Raw genomic sequence first — 18,591 nt, 5'->3', positions numbered from 1 at the left:
GACGTCAGAGACGCTTCGCGCTGCGCAGCGTCTTGGCGTAGTAGCCGTTGCCGTCGAGGCGGGAGACACCGCCGATGTCACCGATGGTGGGCCCGTTGACCTCCTCGCGGCTGGAGACGAAGACCAGGTGACCCTCGGTGTCGTGGCCGAGGACCATGCCGACGTGGTCGAGGCGCTGCCCGGTGCGCGTGTCCAGCTTGAAGAACACCAGGTCGCCCGGCTGCAGCTCGTCGATGGCGGAGGGACGGTTCTGCGCGGCGATGCCGGTCAGCGGCAGGATGTCCACGCCCTGATCGGAACGGGCCATGCCGTTCGCCGTGCGCGGCAGGCCGTCGCCGGACTTGTCCGAGGACATCAGCGGGTAGCGCGCGCGGAAGCCGAGCACCATGCGCATGAAGCCGGAGCAGTCCAGCGACCGGATCCGCATCGCCTCCGGCTTGCCGACGGTGCCGTCCCGGAAGGGGTACGGGACGCCGAGGTAGTCGTAGAAGTCGGACTGCTCCAGACGGAGGTCACCGCCCTCGGCCCCGGTGGTGTTCAGCGGCCCGAAGTTCGCGTCACCCGCGACGACGCGGCCCTGCTCGTCCTTGCGCTGCGGCGCGCCCGCCACGTACTGGAAGGCGAACGCGAAGATGTCGTCCTCCTTGCTGTCCGCGTTCTCCGCGTACCAGTCCTTGAACCACTTCTCCTTCTCCGCGCCCTTGGCCCAGGGCTTCGGCATGAGCCGGATCCAGTCGGTCGTGGAGACCTTGGAGGCCGTGGAGGTCGGCTCGGCGAAGGTACGGGCCGGGCCCGTGAGCTTCGCGGTCCGCGCGCCGTCGGTCAGGACCGCCTCGACCTGGCCGTCGGCGCCGCGCAGCACACTGCGCGCGGGGTTCTCCAGGCGCGACCACTGCTCCCCGCCCGTGTTCTGGGCCGCGCCCGCCTTCCCGGTGCCGTTGAGGACGCCGACGTTGCGGACCTCGGTGACGCCCTGCTCCTCCTGCTTGCGCAGCTCCAGGGTGAGGTACCCCGAGGTCGCGACGAGCCCGAGCACGGCGAGGCCCGAGAGGAGCGTGCGTGACTTCTTCTTCCCTGCCATGGTTCTTCCTTGGTTCTCAGGCGGTGGCCGGCGGGCGGCGATGCTCAGGCGGCGGCGGGCATGACGCCGAGCAGCAGGCCGGCGGCGACGACGATGTAGGCGAGGAGCGAGACGGAGGCCGTCGCGAGGAGCGTGGGCCCCTTGGGCTGGCGGACCAGCTGGTAGGCGATGAGGCCGGGCACGATGAACCCGAGGGTCTGGTTGCCGTACATCAGGGGGAACTCGATCGAGAGGACGATCATCACCGTCGCCTGGAGCAGCACCCCGAGCAGGACCACCGCGGCGAACAGCCGCTTGCCGTACAGGATCACGAGCCGCTGCATGAGCTTGGTGCCCGCGTACGTCAGCGCGGTGACGCCCACGACCATGGCCGCGCGCTGCAGGTCCTCGATGAGGGTGAGGGCGATCCAGCCCGGGGTGATCATCCCGCCGGGGGAGAGGTTGGTCGTGAGGTAGCACAGCAGGGAGAAGAGCAGGCCTATGGCGATGCCCAGGGCGGCCATCTCGGGGGTCAGTGCGGCGGTGGTCAACGGGGGCTCCGGGCGCGGTTACGGGTGGTGAGGCGGGCGGTCGGCGGGGGGACCGGTGGGTCAGGGCTGCGGATGCGTGCGGTCGTCGCCCTCGTGGGCCGGCTGGTGGAACCAGCCGAACGACTCCTCGGGGGCGGCGGGCACGGGGACGGTCCACCCGTCGTCGGGGCCGCGCTGGGCCGTGAGCACCACCGGCCCGGGGCGCGGGTCGGTCGGCTGGAGCGGGATCCGGACCAGGGGGATCTCCTGGGTCTGGGAGGCCTGGTACCGCTCCTCCTGGGCCAGGGGGTACGAGGCGTACGGGTCCAGGCGCGGCGGCTGGGCGGGGCCCGCCGGTGCCTGCTGCGCCCAGTCCCCGTCGGCGTGGTGGTCGACGGCGCTGTCGTCGGCCGGGAGTTCGGCGAGGTATTCGAGCAGCTCCTCGCCCTGGCCGTGGATGTTGCCGATGGCGACGAGCGAGGAGCCGTCGGGCATCCGGCCGAGCAGGGCCGGCATGAAGTCCTCGGCCGGGCGCCGGTCGCCGCCGAGGTCGACGGCCCGGTCCCGCCAGGCGGCGGGGATGGCGTCGATGGCGCTCTTCGCGGGGTGACCGATGACGAAGACGTTGTCCGGCCGCAGGTCCGGGATGATCTCGCCCATCTGCCCGTTGCGCTCGACGCGGTCGGGGCGGCAGTTGATCACGACGTTCAGGGGGCGGCTGATGGCCCCGAGGTCGAGCAGCTGGTTGACGTTCATCAGGGTCGACTCGGGGTCGTTGGCCGCGAAGACGTTCGCGAAGGCGAGCCGCCGGTTGTCGGGCGTGACGTAGCGCTCCACCGAGAGGACACCGGGGTCCGGCGGCGCGTCGTACATGCCCTGCAGCGCGACCTCCCGGTCGATGCCGAGGAGCTCCGCGACGGCCAGGGCGATCGCGACGTTCTCCTTGAAGGTGAACCAGCTGAAGCCGCGCAGCTCGGCGTCGCTGACCGTCTCGGGGTCGGCGTAGACCAGCCGGCAGTTCCGGGCGTCGGCCTCCTCCTGGAGGATGTGGAAGCGCTCCTTCTCGGCGGTCACGCAGATGCCGTCCTCCGGCATCGAGCGGCACAGGGAGCGGGCCACGTCGTCCAGGGTGGGGCCCATCTCGGCGAGGTGGTCCTCGCGCACGTTGCACAGGACGCCGATCGTGGAGCGGATCAGCTTGCTCTGGTTGACCTCCTGCAGCGCGGGCATGACGGCCATGCACTCGATGACGAGGGCGTGCGGCCGGTACGTGGCGGCCCGGCGCACGATGCCGATCTGCTCCACCACGTTGGCGATGCCGAACTTCCGGTAGACCGGCTCCTCGGTCGCGTCGGGGTGGATGAAGCGCGCCGCCGTACCCGTCGTCTTGGCGACGGTCACCAGACCGCCGCCGCGCAGGGCCCCGGCGCAGAGCCGGGTGATGGAGGACTTGCCCCGGATGCCGTTGACCAGCACCCGGGTCGGGATGGTGTGGAGGGCGGCGTAGTGCCTGCGCTGTTCCACGATGCCCGCGATCAGCAGGAACACGCCGCTGATCAGCAGGACGAAGTAGAGGTAGAGCACGGGCTTGTCACCTTCCGCCGACGCCGGGCCGGGTCTCCGCGGACCGGCGCGCCTGGTTGTGTCTGTGGGCCTGCGCCTGCTGGCGCAGCAGTTCGAGGCTGCGGACGACGGCGCCCACCTCGTCCTGGTACCGGGGGTACAGCACGGTCTTGAGGTCGCCGTCCACGAGCTTCTCGGCACTGCCGGCGAGGGCGCGCAGCGGCCGGACGACCACCAGGTAGACCCAGCCGAGGCAGAAGATGATGGCGGCGAGCCCGAGCATTCCGGCGAGCACGCTGCGGTCCTCGCGCTCGTACGGGGCGATCTGGAAGCGCGAGGCGTCCTGCCGGCTGACGACGGTCCAGCCGAGGTCGGCCGTGACGCCGCCGCCGGAGAACGGGGCCGCCGCGGCGACGGTGACCTTGTTCCCCTCGCGGATCAGCAGGCCGTTCTCCACGGGACCCGCGCCGACGCTCAGGTTGGCGGCCCGCACGAGGTCGGTCAGGGGGCCCTCGGGGAGTTCCTCGAAGGCGAGGAAGCCGTTGCCGGCGGCGACGGTCTGCCCGGCGGAGTCCACCACGCGGACGTCGCCGAGGCCGGGCCGGGCCAGCAGCGAGTCGAGGAACTCCACCCGGATCTCGCCGACCAGGGTGCCGCCCTTCCGCCCCGGCACCGGAGCGCCGGCCTGGACGATCGGCTCCTTGCCGCCCTGCCCGGACACCCGGACCGGCGGCAGGTCCTTGCCGCCGCTCCAGTCGTGGGGGTCCGTACCCGCCTTCGCGCTGATGCCGCCGGCGGCGTCGACGACGTACAGGGCCCGGTAGCGGGGGTGCTTGAGCAGCGCCTCGTCGAGGAGGCGGTTGGTGTCCTCGGGGTTCTCCTCGCCGATCAGACTCGCGGTGGAGACGAGGTCGGCCTGCGCCTCGTTGAGCGCCCTGCGCAGGCGGTCGGCGATCAGGTCCGTGCGGTCGCGCTGGTCGTTGACCATGGTGGCCGGCACGCTGACCGAATCGTCCGTGCGGTTCAGGAGCAGGCCGACGGGCACGCACCACAGGAGCAGCAGCGCCGCCGTCACCACCAGCGGACCGCGTCCGCCGACCAGGATCCGCCGGCGCGGGGCGCCGTCGGAGCCGCCGCCGTCACCGGCGAGCTGCCGGCGCAGGCGTTCGAGAGCGGTGCCGATGCGGGCGGCCTCTCCCCAGCGGGGCACGGTGACGGGCCGGGTCAGATCGCCGCGGGCGAGCCGGCGCGACTCCAGGAACAGCCGGAGCAGCGGCCGCTGCACGGTCGCCCAGAGGACGGTCACCGCGAGGAGCCCGAGCAGGACGAGGACGCCCGCCGCCGCCAGGCCGTACAGCTCGCGGCCCTGGTCGGAGGTCTTCTGCTCGACCACGGGCAGCAGGGCCACCACCGTGAGCCCGAGGCCGGCGGCCTGGCTCGGCTTGTTCTCCGGGTTGGAGGAGGCGAGCGAGGCGTAGCCCGCCGTGGCGATGCGGCCGTTGTACTCGCCGCCCAGGAGGGTGCCGCTGACGCCGGGGTAGCCCCGGGAGCCGGGCTCCTTCGCGCGCACGGGGTGCTCCTCGGTGCGCACGGCGGCCTGGTCGGCCAGGCGGGTCATCTGCTTGTGGAGGAAGGTGAGCTCCTGGCGCTCCTGGTCGGAGTTGAGCGCTTCGGCCTGCTCGAAGCCGGCCGTGCCGAGGATCTCGCCGTTCTCGGCGACGACGGACATGGTGCGGAAGGGGCCGAGGTTGATGGGGGGCACGGACAGGCTGCTGGACGCGAGGAGCAGCTGCTGCGGCCGGCCGGGCCAGTCCAGTACGGCCATGGTCATCAGACGCACGTCGCCGGTCTCGAGCCGCACCATGCGGGGCGTCAGGGCCTGCTTGCCGAGGAGGACGTCCTTGTCCAGCCAGGAGAGGGGGATCGTCTCCCCGCGCGCGGCGAGGACGTCCCCGCTCTCCAGGTCGACGACGGTCGTGCCGGTCCACTTCTGGTAGGTCCGGCCCAGGTCCGACAGGATCCGCTCGGGCTTCACCGGGCTGCCCGCGCTGAGCGCCGTGGCGGTCCGCTGCAGGTCGGTGATCCGCTCGTCGATCGAGGCGCGCAGCGCGATGGCGCCGTCCTCGGCGAAGTACTGCTGCGAGGACAGCACCGCCTCCGGCACGACCGTGTCCTTGCCGGGACCGAGCACCTTGGCCGTCAGACCGGCCAGGCCGAGGATCAGCACGCACAGGACCGCGATCGGCGGACGGATGCCGCCCAGGAGCGGCATGTCCGCACGCCTGCGGCTCCGGCGCCGCCCGCCTCGCACGCGGTACGCGGCATTACTCGATGTCACTGCTGCTCTTTCCTGATTCCTGCGGTCCGCCGCACATGCGGTCCGCCGCTGACGCGGGCCCGGGTCAGCCGTGGTGGTACAAACGCACGAAAGGGGAGGGTGCTCAGTAGTCCAGGGAGAGCTCGGCCAGGCCGTCGCCCCCCGGAGCCCCCCGGTTGAAGAGGAAGCCGCGGGTCCGTTCGGCGGCGAGGCGGTAGCGGGAGAGCCGGTCCGCGGTCAGGCCCTCCGGATGGTCGAGCACGTGCTGGACGTCGACGAGCCGGTTGTCCACGACGGCGCCCTCGGGGAGCTTCTCACCGGGCTCGAGGTCGGGCGGGATGTCCACCAGGGTGGGGCGGTAGCGGGCGGACACGTCCCACCCGGACTCCGTCTCCCGGAACTCGAACCAGCCGATCGCGCCCTCCTCGGTCAGCCCCGTGGGCGACCCGTGCCGGGCCACCTGGTTGCCCAGGCTGAAGGCGACCCACTTGCCGTTGATCTTCTGGATCGGCTGCACCACGTGCGCGTGGTGGCCGATGATCAGGTTGATCCCGGTCTCCTTGGTGATCCGCTCGGCGAGCTGGAGCTGGGGGACGCTCGGCTCGTTGTAGTGCTCAAGGCCCCAGTGGAGCGAGAGGATCACCACTTCGGCGCCCTGCGCCCGGGCCCGCTTCTCGGCCTTCTTGATCTCGTCCGTGCTGATCCGGTTGAACGACCAGCGTTCCTTCGCGGGCGTCGGGTTGAGGAAGGACTCCCACGAGAAGGCCAGGTGCGCCACCTTGACGCCCTTGACGTCACGGATGTTGATCTTCTGCGCTTCCTCGGGCGTACGGGCCGAACCGGTGTGACCGAGCCCCGCCTTGTCCATCGCGTCCAGAGTGCTGCGGATGGCCTTCAGACCGTGGTCATTGGTGTGGTTCGAGGCCGTCGAGCAGGTGTCGTAGCCCACGTCCTTCACGGTCGTGAGGATCTGCGGCGGCACGAGGAACTCCGGGTACCCCTGCCAGGGCCCCTTGGGGGAGCCCACGGGCGTCTCCATGTGGCAGATGGCCAGGTCGGCCTTGCTGATCACCGGCTTCACCCCGGCCATCAGCGGGCCGAAGTCCAGTCCGGCGACCCCCTTGCCGGTCTTCTTCGCGTCCCGGGCACCCTGCTCCACCAGCTCAGGGTGGATGAGAACATCTCCTGCGGCGGCGACGGTGAACGAGCGGCCGCCCGGCTTGATCTGCGACTCCGTGGGCGTGGACGCACAGCCGACGGTGAGGACGGCGAGGGCCGCCGTCACTGCCAGAGCACGGCCTATGGGGAGAGAATCGCAGAATGTCACCGGCTGATCTTCACATGAGTCCCAAGATCGACTGCTCCCAGGGCGTCACGAGAGCATCACTTTTTCTTTACGCTCTCGCCGTCATCGGACTCGTGCTCTCCCTCGCCGGCTGCCATGACGCGGCGCGCGACAGGGAGCAGGCAGGGGATGACGCTCCCAGTCAGCTCGTGAACCTGGACGACCGGATCGTCGAGTACGCCAAGCAGGCCGGAGCCCGTGACCCGTACACGCCCCCCAGCGCGGCCCAGCGGGAACGCCTCGCCCGGGGTGTCGGTCAGCTCCTCGACGGTGAGCGCGACAAGGCCGAGGAGAGCTTCGCCTCCGTCGGCTTCCAGGTGACCCGGCTCACCGACTCCACCTTCGGCCGCCGCTACGACGAGGTCGCCGCGCGGAAGCCGGGGGCCGAGGCGCGATGGGGGCGGCTGTACGTCACCGCCGACTCCGCCGTCCGCTGGAGCGTCCAGGTGCCGCACCCGGTGGCCGACCGCGGCACCGAGTCCCTCGGCGCCCGGCTCCTGGAGAAGACGTCGGGCGGCGCCCTCGTCCTCGCCGGAGCCCACCGCACCTCCGGCCGGGGAGACGCGGCGGACGTCGCCCACCGCACCGACAGCCTCTTCCACACGATCGTCACGGAACTGCAGAAACGCGGTGTTCCGGGCCTCCAGCTGCACGGCTTCGCCAAGGGACCGGACCGCCCCTACGACGCCATCCTCTCCACCGGCGCCGCGCAGACCGCCCCCGAAGAGGCCGCGACCCTCGCCGCCCGCATGCAGGCGAGCGGCCTCCGTGTCTGCCGGGGCTGGGCCGACCGGTGCCCCCTGGAAGGCACCACGAACGTCCAGGGGAAGTCGGCGGAGGGCCACCACGCGACCTTCATCCACGCCGAGCTCGCCCCGGCGGCCCGGGCCGAGGACGGCAAGAAGGCCGCACAGGCCCGGACCGCCCTCTCCGACCTCCTCTTCGACTGGTCGAACATCCCCGCGGGACGCTAGGACCTGGCCGTGTCCGAAGGCCCGGACTGTCCGGGAACGGTGGGGGCCAGGAACTGGCGGGCCTGCAGGTTGTAAGCCTCCCGGAACGCCCCGGTGCCGCCGGCCGGGTCCATGAGCTCTTCGAACGTGCCGTGCTCGACGACCCGGCCCCGCTCCAGGACGTAGATGAGGTCCGCGTGGCGGACGCTGTGGAGCCGGTGGGTGATCAGGACGGTGGTCTGACCCGTACCGGCGAGCCGGTGGATCTGGTCGAAGACCCGCTGCTCGGCCACCGGGTCGAGGGCGCTGGTCGGCTCGTCGACGACCAGGACCTGCCCGTTCCGGTACCGCGCTCGCGCGAGGCCGATCTTCTGCCACTGCCCACCGGAGATCTCCTGACCGCCCCGATAACCGCGGGCGAGCAGCGTGTCCAGGCCGCGGGGCAGCTTCGCCACGACGTCGTCGGCGCCCGCGTAGGCCGCCGCGGCGTCGACGTCGCGGTCGTCGATCGCGCTGCCCGGTCGGCCGATCCCGATGTTCACCCTGGCGGTGAACGGCCACCGCTGGAAGTTCTGGGCGACCATCGCCACCCGGGAGAAGAGCCGCGCCCGACAGGCCTCGGCGGCGTCCACCTCGCCCCACATCACCCGGCCGGTGTCGGGCATGTGCAGGCCGCACAGCAGCTTGGACACCGTGGTCTTGCCCGATCCGTTCGCCCCCACCAGGGCCACGGTCCTGCCGCGGGGGATGACCAGGTCCACCTCTCGCAGCGACGGCTCCTCGGCCCCCTGGTAGGAGAAGGTGACCTTCTCGAAACGGATCGCGTCGAAGTCCTCCGGCAGGTCCAGGCCCGCCTCGGGGATCGCCCGCCGCTCGGCCTCGGTGCACAGCCGCTCCAGGTCGGCGACGAAGAGGGACTCCTCCTGGATGTCGGTGACCCGCAGCACCAGGTCCGTGATGCTCGCCGACCCCGCCCGGATCGCGAGCACCGCGGTACCGCCGACCGCGAGCGCCATCTGCCCGTTCCACAGGAGCAGCCCGAGCACCGTGTACGCGGCGACCGTGGCCACGCCGCGCGCCCCGTCCGCGAGCAGCCCCGTGCGGGCTCCCACCCACGCGAGCCGCGTCTGTTCGCGCTCGCTGGTCTCCGCCATGCCCCGGTAGTGCTCGAGCAGGAACGGGCCCACGTCGTGGACCCGGACCTCGCCCGCCGCCTGCTGGTCGATCAGGAGGCGCCTCAGCAACTGCCCGGCGCGCGCGTGCTGGACGAACCGGTGCCAGCTCTCGTACCGCGCCCGGGCCATCGTCAGGGATCCCCACGCGCTCGGCAGCGCCATCGCGACGAGGAGCGGCAGCAGCGCCACGTGCAGGACGGTCAGCACGCTCGCGGCGGCGATCAGGGAGATCGCCGAGGCGACCACGGCCGTGCAGTAGCCCACCATCCGCCGGGCCCCCTCGGATCCCCACTGCGCCGAGTCCATCAGCTTGTGGAAGGCGTCGTCCTCGATGGCGTCCATCTCCACCCGGGCGACGAGGCCCAGGTACCGCTCGGTGGCGACCCGTTGGACCTTCGGCTCCAGAATCCCCGTCGAGGCGGTCGACGCCGACTTGAGCAGCGAGGAGACGACCGCCATCGCCGACACGAACACCAGCGACGGCAGGGCCGCCCGCAGCCGGTCGACCAGGACCCCCGACGCGAGGAGTTCGGTCAGCAGCGCGTTCACCGCCACCAGCGAGAACGCCTGCGCCACACCGCGGCCGATCTCGCTGACCGCCACCGTGTACAGGGCGCGGAGGTCGGCCTGCCGGGCGAGGCGTACGGCGATGCCGACCTGGCGGGGGAAGCTCACGGCCATCCGCCACATGCTCAGCTTCACCCAGGTCCCGTTGTGCTGGCTCCAGCCCTGGTCGTAGGCGAGTTCACCGCCGAACAGCAACCGCTCGGACGCCGAGACGGGCTCCGCCGAGACGGTCTCCGCCGGGGCCGTGGACGCCGAGTCGTCCGTGGTGGTCGTCATGCCGACCACCACGCATCCGGGCGTGCCGGGCGGAACGAGACGGCGTGCCGATGACGGTGCGGGGCGAGGGGCCGAGGGCCGGGAAGGGGGTGCATGGGCGTTCTCCGGAAGCCGGGGGCTGGGCTGTCGGAGAACTCAACGAGGAGGCCGGGCGGGTCGAACACATGTGTTTCGGACGGCGCCCGAACCCCGCGGTGGAGCGAATGCGCGTTCGTGCCGGATGCATCGATCCTTGCGGCGCGTGGGTCGCGCCCTCGCGGCCGCGTGGCCGAAACGCCGACAGGGGGCCTCCCGGGTCGGAGGTCGAGGACCCGGGAGGCCGTGGCTCCGGAGCCGCCGGGCCTCAGGCCCCCGCCAGCTCGGCGTTCGCGCGATCCGTGATGAGGGTCAGCACGCGGCCGGCGACCGCGAGGTCCTCGGCCGGAATGCCCTCGTACAGCCGGGCGGCGATCCCGAGGCTCTCGGCGGTGGTGGTCTCGTACAGCTCCCGTCCGGCGTCCGTCAGGCGCAGCCGGGAGGCGTGTGCCGGCACCTGCTCCACGAGCTTCGAGGCCGTCAGCTCGTCGACCACTCCGCGCACGACGGACTCGTCGGTCTTGAGCGAGCCGATGACGTCGGTGACGAGCTCGTCCCGGTCGACGGAGTCGCCCGCGACCGAGACGACCCGGAGGGCGACGCTCTGCTCGAAGGTGATTCCGTGGCGGGTCAGCACCCGCTCCAGGAGGGCGCGCGGGGCGTAGTGCGCCAGGGCGACGACGCGACCGTTGAGGATGGGTGCGGTGGTGGTCATGACTGCTCCTCGGCGTTCTCGGTGGTCTCGGTGTGCGGATCAAGAGGTGCTTCGAGCAGGGCCTCGAGCTCGCGGGTGAACTGCCGTGCGCGCGGGCTCTTCCGTCCCCCGAGCGGCTCCAGCATCTGGTCCAGGAGGCCCTGGACCACCGTGATGGCGCGGCTGGTGACGTCGTGCCCCTGCTCGGTGAGCGAAAGGCGCATGGCGCGCGGGTCGTCCGGGTCCCGGGTGCGGGCGACGAGTCCGGACGCCTCAAGCGCGCGGGCGAGCTTGGAGACGTACAGCGCTTCGAGCCCGGTGTGGTCGGCCAGCTGCCGCTGGCTCGGTTGTCGCCCGGAGCGCGCCATGCCGTACAGGGACCCCATCAGCGCGTACTGGGCATGGGTCAGGCCCAGCGGTGCGACCGCCCGGTCGACGGCCACGCGCCACTTCATCGACAGGCGCCAGACCAGGAATCCCGCCGTGGCGCTCTCGGTTTCTGAACTCACGAGAGATACCGTACATGGCTACTATGTACATGGCTACTATTTTCTCGCTCGGGCCCCGAGCCCCGAGCCCCGAGCCCCGGGCCCGGAGGCCGGTGGCCGCCGGGCCCGGGCCGCCGGCTACCGGCCCTTCGCGCTCAGGGCCACCAGGCCGTCCATGCCCATCACGTACACCTGGCCGCCGCCCGCCCAGAACGCGCGCGGCGGGCCGGTCTGAAGGGTCGTGGCGAACCGGTACCACCAGCGGACCCCGCCGTCCCCCGCGTCCAGGGCCCACAGCCGGCCCCCCGCGGCGAGGTAGACGGTGCCGTCCGCGCTCTGGAGCACGGGCAGACCGCCCTTGTCATCGGGGATCGTGCCCGCCCAGCGCACGGAGCCGGTCCGGGCGTCGAAGGCGTACACGAGGATCGACAACGCGGTACGGGCACGGGCGGCGGCGAAGACGGTCCGGCCGTCGGGGCTCGCGACCACGGCCCTCAGGGCGACCTCCGGCCCCGTCCAGGCGACGTGACCGTTCGCCGGGTCGACGGCGCGGACCCGGTCGGTCACATGGAGGAACAGACCGCCGGCCGAGGAGTGCGGCCCGTCGGTCCAGTGGTCGTAGCGGCCTTCGGTCAGCCCCTCCATGGGGTCGTTCGTGGAGCCCGGGGAGGGCTGCTCCCAGGCGAACTTCCGCGTGCGGACGTCGAGCGCCGCGATCGTCTGCGCGCTGCCGTCGGTGTTCTTGCTCGCCCAGAGCAGCCGGGTGCCCGAGGACGGCACGAAGAGGCGGCCCTGCGGATACCGGACCTCCGTGTCCGTGAGGATGCTGTGCCATCCCGTCCGCTTCGCCGTGTCCACGACCCAGACCATCGGTCCGGCGATGATCTGGAGGCCCTTCTTCGGGTCGATCCTGCTCGACCCGGCCGTCCCCGTGACGTACACCTTGCCGTCCAGCGCACCCGCCACCCCCACGCCCGAGGGGGACTTGTACGGAGCCGGGAGGGTCCAGGCCTCGGCGCCGGTGTCGAGGCGGATGGCCCGCAGCGCCTTGTCGAGCTCGCCGGCCCCCCTGCGGACCACGGCGTACGCCATGCCGCCGCTCACGGCCGCGATGTTCCCCTCGATGGCTCCGGCCGCGCTGTCCGGCAGGTGGGCCACCGGGCCCCAGCGGCGCCCGCCCGCCCGGTCGAAGGCCCAGACGTGCTTCGCGCTGAACGCGACGACCGTCCCGCCCTCGCCCAGGATCTGGACCAGGGGCTCGGAGACGGGCTTCGTCCACAGGGGCTTCGCCGCGAACCCGTCGCCCAGCGGGCGCGCCGGGTCGGTGCGGGCGGGGGCGGGAGCCTTGGCGGCGGTCGTGGGCTTCGGCTTCGACGGGTCGTCCCGCCCCAGCCACAGGCCGAACCCGGTGCCGCCGCCCGCGAGCGCCACGGCCCCGCCCGCGAGACCGAGGGTCAGCAGCCGGCGCCGGCCCGGGTCCGCCGGGCCCGGTGGTGCGTACGGCGGTACGGAGGGCGGTACGGGCGGCAGGGGAGGCAGGGGAGGCGCCGGTACCGCCGGCGGCAGGGCCGCCGCGGGCACCGAGGGCGCCATGACCGCCGCCGCCCGCTCGATCGCGGCGATCAGCGCGGGCGGCAGCCACACCTCCGACGTCCGGGGAGTCCCGGCCTTCCGGACGAAGTCGACGACCTGGCGCGGGGTGGGCCGGTCGCCCGGGGCCTTCGCCAGACACGCGGCGACCAGGAGCCGCAGTCCTTCGGGGACCGCCGACAGGTCCGGCTCCTCGTGGGCGACGCGCCGCAGGACGTCCTGCGGCTGCCCGCCGCCGTCGCCGTCGAAGGGGCCCGCGCCGCGCGCGGCGAACACGAGGGTCGAACCGAGCGAGAACACGTCGCTCGCCGGGGTGAGCGGCTGCCCGAAGGCCTGCTCGGGCGACATGTACGCGGGCGTGCCGAGGATCATCCCGGTGGCCGTGAGCGCCGTCGCGTCCGTGGCCCGTGCGATGCCGAAGTCGATGAGGTGCGGCCCGTCCAGGGCGAGCAGCACATTGCCCGGCTTGAGGTCGCGGTGGGTCAGGCCCGCCGCGTGGACCGACTCCAGGGACTCGGCGATCCCGGCCACGAGCGCCCGCAGCGCGGGCTCCGGCAGCGGGCCGTTCAGGGCCACCGCCCGGCCGAGCGAGACGCCCGGGACGTACGCGGTCGCCATCCACGGCACCGGACCGTCGGGGTCCGCGTCGACCAGGGGCGCGGTGAACGCGCCGGAGGCGGCCCGGGCCGCCGTCACCTCCGCGCGGAAGCGGGCCCGGAAGCCCGGGTCGGCGGCCAGTTCCGGGCGGATCAGCTTCACCGCGACGGTCCGGCCGCCGGGCGACCGCCCCAGGTACACCGCCCCCATGCCGCCCTCGCCCAGACGTCCCCGCAGGGCGTACGGGCCGATCGCGGGCGGGTCGGTCGGCAGCAACGGCTCCAGCGGCGTCATGGTCAGGCTCCGTTCGCGTCCAGTGCGGCGACGGTCGTCGCTCCGGTGTCTGCGATGCACAGCCGCCGGTCTCCGGCGGCCCAGGCGAGGTTCGCGGGGCTGATCCCCTTGAACCCGCCGTACTTCCAGCGCGGTGCGCCGTTCGCCGCGTCGAAGGCCCACACCATCCCGTCCGCCCCGATCCGGTACACGTTCCCGTCGGCGTACAGCAGCCGGTTCCCGGGGGACGAACCCGCGGGCTCGGACGGGACCGGGCTGCGCCACCGGGCCTTGCCCGTCGCCGCGTCCAGCGCGGTCAGGGTGAAGCCGTCCGCGTCCCGTACCAGCACGAAGGCGACGGTGCCCCGCTCGTCGGTCGCGACGCCGTCGCCGAGCCGGGAGGCGCCGATGACGTCGGGCACCGTCCACGCCCGTCTGCCGGTCGCCACGTCCATCGCGGTCAGGGTGCCCTGGTAGTCGACGAGGAGGTAGTACGTCCCCGCGGCACCCACCAGGCCGGCCTTGAACTCCTTCGACCAGGCCGCCTTGCCCTTCGCGTCCACCGCGACGATCCGCTCGGTGTCGGCGTACAGCAGCCCGCCGCCGGACCGGGGCAGGCTCCAGAACACGGGCATCGCCCGAGCGGTGTGCAGCCAGGCCGTGCGGCGGGCGGCGAGGTCGACCGCCCACACCCCCAGCCCGTTGGTGCTGCTCTCGTCCGTCAGGAGCGGCAGGAGGTAGGCGCGGCCGCCGCGGACGCCGGGGAAGCCGATCCCGCCGCCGGAGCGGTGCTCCGTCAGGGCCGCCGTCCAGGGATCCTTGCCGTCGGCCATGCGGACCGAGAGGACCCTGGAGTTCAGGCCGGACCCTCCCGCCTGCGGCTTCAGGCCGGCCCCCGACACGTACAGCCGCTTGCCGTCCGTGGCGGCGACCGTCAGGGCGGCGGTGCCCATCACGGAGAAGTACATGTCGTGGTCGGCGCTCTTCACCGTCCAGGCCGTACGACCCCGCCGATCGAGGCCCACGATCTGCTCCAGGGTCACACAGGCGACGACCCCGTCCCCGGGAAGCACCTGCACGGCGGCGGCCGGCAGCTTCGTCTGCCAGGTCAGCTTCGCGTCGGGCACGCTCTCCGGAGAGGGGCGGGAGGACCGGGAGGGCCCGGGCGTGCCGCCGGCGCCCGCACCGCCCTCCGTCCCGGAGCCCTTCCGGTTCAGCGCCCACACCGTGCCGGCTCCGGCGACGGCGAGCGCTCCGCCGGCCAGGCCGAACAGCAGCGTCCGCCGGCCCGGCGCGGGCCCGGGTCCCCCCGGAGGCGGGACGAGGTCCTCCAGCGGGCCGGTGAACGGGACGGTCGGCTCCGGCTCGGGCGGCGCCGCGAGGGCCGCCCGCAGCGCGAGGACCTCGGCCGCGACCCGGTCGGGAAGCCAGCCCGCCGCCTCCGCCGGCCGGTCCCGACGGGGGCCTTGGCCGTAACCGAGCCGGGGGTCGGGGCGACGGCCGAGATCCTCGACGTACGCGATCACCTCGCGCGGGGACGGCCGCCGCGCCGGGTCCTTGTCCAGACACCGCTCGATCAGGGGCCGTAAGCTCGCCGGAACCGCCGACAGATCGGGCTCGGTGTGCACGACCCGGAAGAGCACCGCCGCGCTCGCGCCGTCCCCGAACGGGCTCTCCCCGCACGCGGCGAACACGACCGTCGTCCCCAGCGAGAACACGTCGCTCGCCGGGGTGAGGTGCTGCCCGAGCGCCTGCTCGGGCGACATGTACGGTGCCGAGCCGATCACGGAGCCGGTGGACGTCAGGGACGTTCCGTCGGTGGCGCGCGCGATGCCGAAGTCGATGACGTGCGGCCCGTCCAGGGCGAGCAGCACGTTCGCCGGCTTCAGGTCCCGGTGGATCACCTGCGCCGAGTGGATCCCCACCAGGGCCTCGGCGAGGCCGGCCGTGAGCATCCGTAACGCGTCCTCCGGCAGCGGGCCGTGCGTCCCGACCGCGCGGTGCAGCGAGACGCCCACGACGAACGCGGTCGCCATCCACGGCGTCCGGGCATCCGGATCCGCGTCCACGACCGGCGCCGTGAAGGCCCCCGACACCCGCCGCGCCGCCGCGACCTCGTGCCGGAACCGGTCCCGGAAGGCGCCGTCGACGGCCAGGTCCGGCCGCACCATCTTCACGGCCACCGTCCGGCCCCCGGACGACCGCCCCAGGTAGACCGCCCCCATGCCGCCCGCGCCGAGCCGCGCGACGAGCGCGTACGGCCCGGCCTCCCGCGGATCGTCCGCACGGAGTCGCTCCATCGTGGTCCCCTCCCTCGACGGCCCCACAGGTTACCGGCGAGGAGGGCGCTCGTGTCCGGCTTCACGAAGTGCTCGCACGCGGGGTCCTCGTACGCCCGCCAGGGCCTGTCCGACCCTGATCCGCCGGACGGCTCCTAGGCCTTCTTCGTCCTGGCCGCGGGGGAGTCGGGACCGCAGGACAGACGGGCGGCCTCCGCGCCCACGTCCCCCGCCTTCGCGTTCTCGATCGAGGTGGAGCACTCCAGGACACCCGAACCGTCGGTGGTCCAGCCGATCGCGCGGCCCGCGGCCCGCTCGCCCTTGCCGCAGGTGTACTGGAAGTCGGCGGTGACCTGTCGTACGAAGGCGTATTCCACGACGGTTCCGGGGCCCTCGACGACGGTGCGGTTCGAGTCGGGCTTCGGCGCGGGCCGGTGGACGTCGGCGAAGGCGTAGGCGTCACCCTCGGCGGCTTCCGTGTCCCCGATGTGGGTGCCGAGGGAGCGGAGCACGGCCTCCGCGTCGATCCTCGGGCCCTTCTCGAAGGTGACGGCGGTCGTCGGAGTGTGGAGCGGCATCTGCTTGTTCGTCACCGCGCCGCCCTTCTCGCCCAGCTTCTGCTTGGCGGCGACGCTGGTCAGGACGTCCCGCGTGTCGACGTTGAACCACGTGTACGTGCCGTTCGCGCAGGCCGTCCTGATCGCCTGCGTGGGCAGTGCCGCCGTCCCGCCGCTCTCGGACGTACAGGCGACCGTGCCGGAGAGCAGCGCGGTGACGGCGCACGCGGAGAGGCCGAGCTTCGTGATCTTCATGCTTGTGTCCCCCTGAGATCTTGCGCCATTGGTCGATGGCGGATTCGACCTTGCCTTCGACGGGCTTGCCGGGCAAGGGACTTGAGCCACTTCTGAGCTGGGCCGCGAGCGGCTGGGACCGGGCTCGGGCAGGGCCGGGAGGGCGCCGGATCGGCGCGGCCGTGCGGGGACGTCCGGGATGCCCCGTATCCCGGCGATCCGTCCGGGGTCCGACGGGGTCGTCCGGCATTACGGGGTCGTCCGGCGTTCCGGAATGTGGAGCGGCGGTAAAGCGCGGGAAAAGTCCTGCTCGGCGGGCTGCGGTTCCCGTACGGAGCGTTTCCGCTTTCTTGACGCGTTCTTGGCGCCCCGGCGCCCCGCCCGGGCGTGTCGGAACAACGGATTCCGCAGGAGAGAGGCCATTGACCTGCGGTTCTGCTCGCGCTTCCATTCAGCCCGGGAGCCCATGGAACCACTTGATCACCAGCCGCCTCGGAGGCGATACCGCTCCCGTTCAGAACCACCGCTCGCATCGATCGGAACCGCCTGATGACCGACACCCTCAGCGCGCCGCACGCGTTGGCCCCTCAGACCGAGCCTGTGCCGCAGAAGCTCAAGCGTTCCATCGGTGTCGTGGGCGGTACATTGCTCACGCTCTCGTGCGTGACGCCCGCCTCCACCCTCTTCGTGGTCGTACCCGACCTCTTCGACGGAGTCGGCACGTACGCCGCCCTCACCATCGCCATCGGCTCGCTGCTCTGTATCGGCGTGGCGTTCTGTTACTCCGAGCTGGGCACCCTGATCCCCAGCGCGGGCGGCGAGTACGCCATCGTCTCCACCCTCTCGGGCCGCCTGGCCGGCTGGCTGGTCTTCGTCCTGTCCCTGCTGGTGGTGATGATCGTGCCACCGGTGATCGCCATGGGGACCGCCGACTACCTCGCCCCCCTGGTGCACATCCCCGCCCCGATCGCCGGCGCTGGCGTCATGCTCCTCGCGACCCTCGCGGGCCTCCTCGACCTGCGCGCCAACGCCTGGATCACCGGCATCTTCCTCGTCCTCGAGGTGATCGCGGCCGGAATCGTCGCGATCCTCGGCTTCGCCCACTCCGAGCGCGGCGTCGGCTCCCTCCTCCACGGCCAGGTCGCGGCCGAGGGCGGCTCGCACTCGCTCGTCACCGGCGCCATGGTCGTCTCCGGCCTCGCCATCGCCCTCTTCATCACCCAGGGCTTCTCGACGGCCGTCTACCTCTCCGAAGAGCTGGAGAACCCGCGCAAGAACGTGGCCCGCACCGTGCTCGCCACCCTCGCCATCTCGACCGCCGTCATCCTGGTCCCCGTCGTCGCCATCACCCTCGGCGCCGGCGACCTGGAGACCCTCACCGGCGGCGACATCAGCGGCATGATCGCGGCCTGGTCCAACTCGGCCGTCGGCACCTTCATCAGCCTCTGCGTCGCCCTCGCGATCATCAACGCCGGCATCGTCATGGTCATCCAGAACTCCCGCGTGCTGTTCGCCTCCGCCCGTGACAAGGCCTGGCCGGAGCCCGTCAACAACGCCCTGTCCCGCCTGGGCCGCTTCGGCTCCCCCTGGGTGGCCACCCTGGTCGTGGGCGTGCCGGGCGCGGCCCTGTGCTTCGTCAACCTGGACACCCTCTACGGCGTGACCGGCGTCTCCGTGACCGGCATGTACCTCCTGGTCGCCGTGGCGGCGCTGTTCAGCCGCCGGGGCGCGCACCGCGAGGTCGGGGCGTGGCGCATGCCGCTGTGGCCGGCGGTCCCGGTGGTGCTCATCGGCGTCATGGCGTACATCCTGTACATGCAGGACGTCGAGTACCTGCTGTGGACCGGCGGCATCACGGCGGTGGCCACCCTCTACTGGGCGCTGTACCTGCGGCCGCGCAAGGAGACCCGCTGGCTGGTCAGCATCCCGGAGGACGAGCAGCTCTGACCCTGCCGAAACCGTCCGACCCGAGGGCCGGGGCGCTTCTTGCGCCCCGGCCCTCGGGTGTGCTCCGGACG

13 protein-coding genes are annotated in these 18,591 nt (G+C 72.6%); 2 read left to right on the top strand and 11 right to left on the bottom strand.

The features are described 5' to 3' along the window. Positions 1-4: 4 nt before the first annotated feature. The 5 genes from SVTN_RS02090 to SVTN_RS02070 all read right to left on the bottom strand — a co-directional run bounded on the left by SVTN_RS02090 (position 5) and on the right by SVTN_RS02070 (position 6,797). The gene (locus tag SVTN_RS02090; RefSeq protein WP_041133451.1) at positions 5-1,081 is read right to left on the bottom strand and encodes a C40 family peptidase; all 1,077 of its coding nucleotides are present in this window, start codon (positions 1,079-1,081) and stop codon (positions 5-7) included. Positions 1,082-1,125: 44 nt separating this feature from the next. Beyond that, a complete protein-coding gene (locus SVTN_RS02085) occupies positions 1,126-1,611 on the bottom strand; it encodes a poly-gamma-glutamate biosynthesis protein PgsC/CapC (RefSeq protein WP_041133450.1) in 486 nt (161 codons plus the stop codon). Positions 1,612-1,671: 60 nt separating this feature from the next. Then, positions 1,672-3,174 (bottom strand): poly-gamma-glutamate synthase PgsB, encoded by a 1,503-nt coding sequence (gene pgsB / locus SVTN_RS02080; protein ID WP_245727417.1) that lies wholly within the window; start codon positions 3,172-3,174, stop codon positions 1,672-1,674. A gap of 7 nt (positions 3,175-3,181) precedes the next feature. Then, on the bottom strand, positions 3,182-5,425 hold the full coding sequence (locus SVTN_RS02075) for a HAMP domain-containing protein (RefSeq protein ID WP_167352189.1): 2,244 nt from the start codon (positions 5,423-5,425) through the stop codon (positions 3,182-3,184). 169 nt (positions 5,426-5,594) lie between these two features. Then, positions 5,595-6,797, bottom strand: a complete 1,203-nt coding sequence (locus tag SVTN_RS02070; RefSeq protein WP_078908148.1) for a CapA family protein — start codon at positions 6,795-6,797, stop codon at positions 5,595-5,597. A gap of 14 nt (positions 6,798-6,811) precedes the next feature. On the opposite strand from SVTN_RS02070, the gene SVTN_RS02065 reads away from it, so the two are divergent. Continuing rightward, on the top strand, positions 6,812-7,789 hold the full coding sequence (locus SVTN_RS02065) for a hypothetical protein (RefSeq protein ID WP_245727416.1): 978 nt from the start codon (positions 6,812-6,814) through the stop codon (positions 7,787-7,789). Here the strand turns inward: SVTN_RS02065 and SVTN_RS02060 are convergent. The 6 genes from SVTN_RS02060 to SVTN_RS02035 all read right to left on the bottom strand — a co-directional run bounded on the left by SVTN_RS02060 (position 7,786) and on the right by SVTN_RS02035 (position 16,594). Next, positions 7,786-9,786, bottom strand: a complete 2,001-nt coding sequence (locus tag SVTN_RS02060; protein WP_052498866.1) for an ATP-binding cassette domain-containing protein — start codon at positions 9,784-9,786, stop codon at positions 7,786-7,788. The two genes, SVTN_RS02065 and SVTN_RS02060, sit on opposite strands and share 4 nt — an antisense overlap. 343 nt (positions 9,787-10,129) lie before the next feature. Continuing rightward, positions 10,130-10,576, bottom strand: coding sequence for a MarR family winged helix-turn-helix transcriptional regulator (locus SVTN_RS02055; protein ID WP_041127530.1), 447 nt, complete (start codon positions 10,574-10,576; stop codon positions 10,130-10,132). Next, entirely contained in the window at positions 10,573-11,064 is a 492-nt protein-coding gene (locus SVTN_RS02050; protein ID WP_041127529.1) for a MarR family winged helix-turn-helix transcriptional regulator, read from the bottom strand. The genes SVTN_RS02055 and SVTN_RS02050 overlap by 4 nt, the downstream gene beginning before the upstream one ends. Positions 11,065-11,181: 117 nt before the next feature. After that, positions 11,182-13,524, bottom strand: coding sequence for a protein kinase domain-containing protein (locus SVTN_RS40850; protein WP_052498865.1), 2,343 nt, complete (start codon positions 13,522-13,524; stop codon positions 11,182-11,184). Between the two features lie 2 nt (positions 13,525-13,526). Continuing rightward, on the bottom strand, positions 13,527-15,803 hold the full coding sequence (locus SVTN_RS40845) for a protein kinase domain-containing protein (RefSeq protein ID WP_052498864.1): 2,277 nt from the start codon (positions 15,801-15,803) through the stop codon (positions 13,527-13,529). Positions 15,804-15,937: 134 nt separating this feature from the next. Then, entirely contained in the window at positions 15,938-16,594 is a 657-nt protein-coding gene (locus SVTN_RS02035) for a hypothetical protein (RefSeq protein WP_041127528.1), read from the bottom strand. 528 nt (positions 16,595-17,122) lie between these two features. Here SVTN_RS02035 and SVTN_RS02030 point away from each other — a divergent pair. Next, positions 17,123-18,520: an APC family permease gene (locus SVTN_RS02030; RefSeq protein ID WP_041127527.1), complete on the top strand. Its 1,398-nt coding sequence runs from the start codon at positions 17,123-17,125 to the stop codon at positions 18,518-18,520. The last annotated feature ends 71 nt before the right edge of the window (positions 18,521-18,591 follow it).

This window comes from Streptomyces vietnamensis (assembly GCF_000830005.1).
Classification (GTDB): domain Bacteria; phylum Actinomycetota; class Actinomycetes; order Streptomycetales; family Streptomycetaceae; genus Streptomyces; species Streptomyces vietnamensis.
Note: the sequence above shows the minus strand (reverse complement) of the source record. Positions and strands in the feature narration are given on the sequence as shown.